This window comes from Peribacillus sp. 05N428, assembly GCF_056397085.1.
The window spans coordinates 1-6,433 of record NZ_JBFTMS010000082.1 but is presented as its reverse complement, the minus strand read 5'-3'; the positions used below and the strand labels follow the sequence as shown (position 1 = coordinate 6,433).

Genomic DNA, 6,433 nt, shown 5'->3' with positions numbered 1-6,433 from the left:
TCAATATAATCTTTACCCCAGTCATACATAGCATCCAGAATAGGCATCAGACTTCTTCCATACTCAGTGAGTGAGTATTCAACTTTTGGTGGAACGACAGGATAGACTTCACGATGAACAATCAAATGGTCTTCAAGTTCGCGCAATTGATTAACAAGCATTCTTTGAGTGATACCCGGCATGAGGGCCTTTAGTTCACCAAAACGTTTGGTTCCTTCTTTTCCTAGATGCCACAATACCAACATTTTCCATTTTCCRCCAATAATCGAAAGAGTCAATTCTTTTTCACAATTAAACACTTTTTCCCCAAGATTCGGCATTCATTTCACCTCCAACCCTTATTATGTCCCATAGTATACTTTTTGTTACTATRTGATAAAAAAGTGCATACTTTTAATTTAGTAACATACCCAGTATACTGAGTATCATACCGTTAGTAAATAGCTATCAATTGGATACAATAACACTGTGCAAAAGAAAGCTATRCGGCACAATTATACTATTATATAAGGAGCGAGTAATAAATGAAATTACAATTAGCATTAGATCTTGTAGATATTCCAGGAGCCATTGAATTGGTGAAAGAAGTAGAAAATCATATAGATGTTGTAGAAATCGGCACGCCGGTTGTGATTAATGAAGGCCTTAAAGCAGTAAAGGAAGTGAAAGCTGCCTTCCCTAACTTAACTGTATTAGCTGACCTTAAAATCATGGATGCAGCTGGATATGAAGTTAGCCAAGCATCTGCAGCAGGCGCTGACATCATCACCATTCTTGGTACAGCTGAAGACGAGTCCATTAAAGGTGCTGTAGAAGAAGCAAAAAAACAAGGTAAACAAATCCTTGCTGATATGATCGCAGTTAAAGACATTGAAGGTCGTGCGAAAGAACTGGATAATCTTGGAGTAGATTATATCTGCGTTCACACAGGTTATGACCTTCAAGCTGTAGGGAAAAATTCTTTCGAAGACCTTGCAACCATTAAGAGCGTTGTCAAAAATGCGAAAACGGCTATTGCAGGCGGAATCAAATTAGAAACACTTCCAGATGTGATTAAAGAACAACCAGATCTTGTCATCGTAGGTGGCGGTATCACAAGCAAAGATGATAAAAAAGCAGTTGCAGCTAAAATGCAAGAATTGATTAAACAAGGTTAATTATAACTATGAAAACAACTCAATATTTAGCTGAAGTCGTTCAAGAATTAAGTCGGACAGTCGACTTAATCTCTGACGAAAATGCAGAGATGTTGGTTAATAGGATTCTGGAATCCAAAAAAATCTTTGTTGCAGGTGCGGGCAGATCTGGATTTATGGGCAAATCTTTCGTGATGAGAATGATGCACATGGGAATCGATGCTTATGTARTCGGTGAAACTGTAACAGCAAATTTAGAAAAAGATGATTTGTTGATCATCGGTTCAGGTTCAGGTGAAACGAAAACCTTGGTTTCGATCGCTGAAAAAGCAAAAAATTTAGGTGGGACGGTCGCAGCTGTAACGATTTCCCCTGACTCCACGATTGGGAAATTAGCGGATATTATCATTAAATTGCCTGGATCACCGAAAGATCAAACTGAAAGTGAATATAAGACCATACAACCAATGGGGTCACTTTTTGAGCAAACAATGTTATTATTTTATGATGCATTGATCTTGCGTTTTATGGAAAAAAAGGGCTTAGACTCTACTAAAATGTACGGCAAACATGCCAATCTCGAATAGAGTACACTTTAAAAAATATGGAAGCATCGTAAAGACCGCATTTATTTCTTTTATGAATTTGCGGTCTTTACTGCATAGTAAAAATAACACAGTCCATACAGGAAAGAAAAAATAGCCTCTGTTTCAGTCCCTTCTATGGCCGGATCAGAGATCATTATTAACGGTGGGGCACAGCCAAGAAATTAGCCATCACTCAAAGTATGAGCCCTATTTGGGTTATCACTGATAGGCCCCATGTCAATATAAGTTTTTTTATGGGAAAATAAAATCCTATTGGCGATGAAAAACGCTTCATAAGTGTAGTAAACAAAACTCTTCGTTTTATAAAACAAAGGAATAAGGTTGAATAAATGGTTCGATTCGGCGTAATCGGTACTAATTAGATTACTTGAAGCAGCAAATGATGTAGAAGATTTTAAACTACTATTAGTAGAGTAGAAGAATTTGCAAGTAAATATGGAGTAACAAAAATATTTACAAACCTAAAAGAAATGGCATTTGTCAAGAAATTGACGCGGTGTACATTGTTACTCCCAATTCATATCACGCAGAACAAGCTATTTTATTTTTGCAAAATGGCAAACATGTGTTATGTGAAAAGCCACTGGTTGTTAATGCAACCGAAGTAGCGAGGATGATTCAATCCGCAAAAGATCATAACGCCCTATTAATGGAAGCAATGAAATCAACATTACTTCCAAACTCCAAGGCCATTCAAGATAATTTACATAAAACTGGTCCTATCCCTAGATACTTTGCAAGCTATTGTCAGTATTCATCTCGTTATGATAAATTCAAAGAAGGAATTGTCCTTAATGCCTATCCAAGGGGTGGAGGCCAGTTATGCTATCCTGATGGGTCGGTGCCCTTTTGTTCAAGAAATCTGGTACTCCGTACATTAGAGGAGGTTATATTGCTGTGAAATTTTATAAACATATACTTGTCCCCTTTTTAAGTGTACTTCTCTGCTTCATAGGTTTTTGTATTTATAGCTATACCATAGGTTCCCTTCGAGAACCCTATTAAGACATCCCCCTTTAAAACTACGCAACCAGTTCAGATATAGGTTGAAATTTATCTGCACAATAAGACTCGTTTCAGCGTGCTATTCCAACAAATATTCTAGCTAGCTTACCTACCAATTTCATAATCGATTTCATTTTCTTCATTTTTTTCACTTTAACATTATGGGAGTGAATGGCTTGAAATTCCGTGTTATTCATCACAAGGCTCATGGTGGCTAAGTAAAGGAAACGCCTTAGCCTGGATCGCCCTCGCTTAGAAATGACAATTTGGCCTTTCCACTTTCCAGAGCTTGCTTCAGCCAAATGCAACCCAGCGTGCCGAAGTAAAGAATTACCGTGTGAAAAACCACTTAGATCTCCTGGTTCACCTAATAGTCCGGCTAAAGAAATTTCACTAATTCCCTTTATGGCAAGCAGCTTCTTAGCAAAAGGGATTTGTTTTAATACATCCTTAACCTCTTGTTCCACTCTTTCGAGTTGTAAGACTGCGAGATCATACTCCTCTAATAATTGTCCAAATGGAATTTATACGCTTCAAGTGCTTGTCTTGTGACTAAAGATTTCTTAGCTAACTGACGAAGTAATTGAGCTTTCTTTAATCCAGACTGCCTCTTCATTATTGATTTCCATCCTGAAATAACATCGTCAGGTTTCAGGGAACACAGTTCCATTGGAGATGGAAATAAACGAAGTGTGGCAATAGCCCCTTTAGCAGTAATGTCTTTAAATACTTGCCTGAGTTCGGGAAAGACAATATCAACCCAACGGTTTAATTGATTAATAGTGCTAACGAGTCGTTTAACTACCACATCACAGTTAGACATAAGGACCCTAAGTATCTCAAATGATTATGAAGTGTCCCTGACAAAGGCGTAGTAACTGTTCTTCACCATATCAGCGATGACCAGGGCATCTTTCTTATCACTTTTCGACTGAGTATTATCACGGTTTTCTTTATTCCTTTTTACTAAGTGGGGGTTTACCGTTACTACCTCAATTCCTTGTTTAAATAGCCATTTTGAAAGATTAATCCAGTAATGTCCTGTAGGTTCCATTCCCACGATGGCTACCTCAAGTTTATTTAATCTTTGGCATCTATGGTGGTACCATTCCACCATATACATAATGAAGCAAAGGACAAATACCACTACCTTTCACCGTCATTTCAGCCTCTTTTGGTGGCTCTTACTGCTCTAGATTTTTCACCTTTTTTCAATTCTTAGCTATTCGATGGCGCTGCCCATTGAATGGCTTTCTTACTGGTTGAACCACTGGTTCCGGGCAAATTACATATATTCTATCGAGGTTAATATATTTAGAGAAGACTTATTAGTCTTTATTATTATCCTTATACCGGATTTAATTCATAAAAAAACTGGATAGTAGAGAACTATCCAGAGTCATCAAAAATAATCCTCAAAGTTCAATAAAATGGCCTTCATGGCTTGGCTTGAGTTTCCCTTTTCTTTAATCCTTTGCAGAAAGTCCATGAACAAAATCACCAGTAAATCCTCGACCCTCAATTCTTCTTCCATCAAGTATGGGGAAATGTCATGCAGGAACACCTCCCCCCGGTAAATCTCCGACTCTTTTATTCGAAGGGTGATTTCTGCTCGTTTTTCTTCTGAGGTCACCTCGATTTCTTCTTCCCTTTGCTCGAATGAGAAAAGATTGGTCGTCACCTGCTTCAATACCCTCTTTTCGATCATCGGCCGTTTCAGGAATTTTTTCTTGGAAGAAATTAAAAAGGGACAGAGCTGTTCATATTTGGCCCCCTTTTTCACTTGTTCCAGAAAATCAAAGTATAAGAGGGCAATAAGGTGATACAAGCTTAGGGTTTGCGGAGCCTCTTCAAACAAATCCTTCATGTCTTCGACGAATACCTCCCCCCTTAAAAATTCATAATAGGGTACCTCGATTTGCAGATATCGATATTTTGGCAAGAAGTAATCAAAAAAACTCTTTTTTTCCTTGGTCCCATAAAACAGCTTGTTCGATAAAAGGTTAAATTGACTATAGGATTTCTTCAATGGAACCCCCTCTTTCTAACCAGGCAACGGTATGATGGATCATGCAATAGGCAACTCTCCGATCGGATAGGTCCTTCAAGATAGCGACTTCATGCAATCCTCCCCTTTCGCCGTATTCCGTTTCCAACAAGTAGGTGTGCATATATTCCTTCGTGTCCGTATAGTCCAATGCATAATTCACATCCTTCCATCTAGTCAAACCGAACCTTAGCAATAAGGTATTGCAGGCCGTTTGGGTCAAGGATTTTCCCGTTCTTTGCTTATATATGTGATTTAACGTTTTGCAAAGCGTCCGGAGCTTGACCTTCATGACATAATCTACAGGGAACTTAATGTCATGCTGCTTGTCTTTCCTGACTTTCCTCACCGACGTTATTTTGTGCGAAGGACCTCCAGAAGATGTTTTTTGAATAGCTTTTGGTTTAGGGTCCTTTTTCTTCATTTCCTCGAAAAAAGGGTTTAATGATGACATCCCTTCCCTCCTCTCCCCTCTCATTCTGTAAAAATGGAAACATATCTTAGGGTCACTTTGCCAGTTTTCCACTTTACTAACAATATAGTGGGGAAGGGGTCACTTTAGAACTGGGGAATGTATAAGCTTCCTTTACCAGGGCGATACTATTTAGCAAGAATATTAAATTGCGAGGGATATATATGAAAAAGAACAAAAAGGATACAGAGATAAAGAAGCAGTTTGCGAAACTAATGGAACAGGCGGGTAAAAAGGCTGGAGGGAAAATTGTAAAGGTAAAGATAAAGTAAGAGCAAAGCGAAGGAATAACATTCTGACTTTTATTATGCGTAAAATATTTGCTCACCAAATTGTTCCTTCTACCTGAAGGAGCTACTGTAAATTTTATAGGTTGCATCAAGCAACCGTCAAGCAGGCTCGATGCCTACTCTACAAGAAAAAACGGATGTTTTTTTCTCCATGCGTGAACACACCAGCTGACGATCCAGCCGGTGTGCCTCCTTTTATTGGTTATTTCCTTCAGTGCTTTTCCAAAGGTACCCAGTCCCTATAAAACAAAAGGGAGAACCATCCCCCTCTTGCTCGTCTTTCTTCTTATTAAAAATACCCCTTTTCTTTTAAGCTAACATACTTACCCGTATGGGAAACAATCAAATGGTCTAAAACTTCAATCCCTATAATTTTCCCTGCTTCCGCCAATCGCTTTGTGACTTCAATGTCTTCCATACTCGGGGTTGGGTCACCCGATGGGTGGAAAAGGACATGTTTCTCCTTGGTAAGTTCGGTTATACCTAACTTATCCATTTTTTTGATTGTATTTTAAAATAAAGTTTGATCAAATTGATATTAAAAACCTTGGTAAAACGAAAAGAAAGAGCGTGTTTTGAAAAAAGATTGACCAAAACACGCTCTTAATATATTCAATTGAATGATTCTTTTATAAAATTGTTTGATCATTTTCCATACTTCTTAATGAACTAAACCAGCTAATAGGATGTCAATATCTTTCTCTAAAATTTTCATTTCCCTTATGATATACTATTTTTGTTCATGACAAATAACCCTCCAAAACCCTTTTGGAAGGATTTTTCTCTGTTTCACAAAATCGTTAATCAGGCTAAATCTAGGAATGCTTCTTTTCTCTTTAATAAAGCGTAAATCCAATGAAGCAACTTATTCATAC

The 6,433-nt window shown here is 37.9% G+C and carries 5 protein-coding genes and 3 pseudogenes; 3 read left to right on the top strand and 5 right to left on the bottom strand.

Translation table 11 applies throughout. The annotated features are described in order from the left end of the window. A partial coding sequence (gene hxlR / locus AC1DIV_RS29390) for a transcriptional activator HxlR (RefSeq protein ID WP_477577919.1) occupies positions 1-320 on the bottom strand: 320 nt, incomplete at its 3' end. A gap of 204 nt (positions 321-524) precedes the next feature. Between hxlR and hxlA the strand changes: the two genes are divergently transcribed. The 3 genes and pseudogenes from hxlA to AC1DIV_RS29375 form a co-directional block, all read left to right on the top strand. Then, positions 525-1,157, top strand: a complete 633-nt coding sequence (gene hxlA, locus AC1DIV_RS29385) for a 3-hexulose-6-phosphate synthase (RefSeq protein WP_477577918.1) — start codon at positions 525-527, stop codon at positions 1,155-1,157. 8 nt (positions 1,158-1,165) lie between these two features. Next, complete coding sequence (gene hxlB / locus AC1DIV_RS29380) at positions 1,166-1,723, top strand: 6-phospho-3-hexuloisomerase (protein ID WP_477577917.1); 558 nt, start codon at positions 1,166-1,168, stop codon at positions 1,721-1,723. A 350-nt stretch (positions 1,724-2,073) separates the two neighbouring features. Next, positions 2,074-2,546, top strand: a pseudogene (locus AC1DIV_RS29375) (Gfo/Idh/MocA family protein); the annotation flags it as partial. A gap of 274 nt (positions 2,547-2,820) precedes the next feature. On the opposite strand, the pseudogene AC1DIV_RS29370 reads toward AC1DIV_RS29375, so the two are convergent. From AC1DIV_RS29370 to AC1DIV_RS29355, 4 genes and pseudogenes are all read right to left on the bottom strand, one after another. After that, positions 2,821-3,827 (bottom strand): annotated as a pseudogene (locus AC1DIV_RS29370) (IS110 family RNA-guided transposase); the annotation flags it as partial. 324 nt (positions 3,828-4,151) lie between these two features. Continuing rightward, positions 4,152-4,778, bottom strand: coding sequence for a hypothetical protein (locus AC1DIV_RS29365; protein ID WP_477577916.1), 627 nt, complete (start codon positions 4,776-4,778; stop codon positions 4,152-4,154). Further along, positions 4,762-5,250: a hypothetical protein gene (locus tag AC1DIV_RS29360; RefSeq protein WP_477577915.1), complete on the bottom strand. Its 489-nt coding sequence runs from the start codon at positions 5,248-5,250 to the stop codon at positions 4,762-4,764. The genes AC1DIV_RS29365 and AC1DIV_RS29360 overlap by 17 nt, the downstream gene beginning before the upstream one ends. A gap of 597 nt (positions 5,251-5,847) precedes the next feature. Next, positions 5,848-6,003, bottom strand: a pseudogene (locus AC1DIV_RS29355) (JAB domain-containing protein); the annotation flags it as partial. Positions 6,004-6,433 lie beyond the last annotated feature (430 nt).

What these genes read in the sequence shown, in the direction of transcription:
- hxlA (WP_477577918.1), top strand. Translation starts at nt 525, where the DNA reads ATGAAATTACAATTAGCATTAGATCTTGTAGATATTCCAGGAGCCATT.
- AC1DIV_RS29360 (WP_477577915.1), bottom strand. Translation starts at nt 5,250, where the DNA reads ATGTCATCATTAAACCCTTTTTTCGAGGAAATGAAGAAAAAGGACCCT.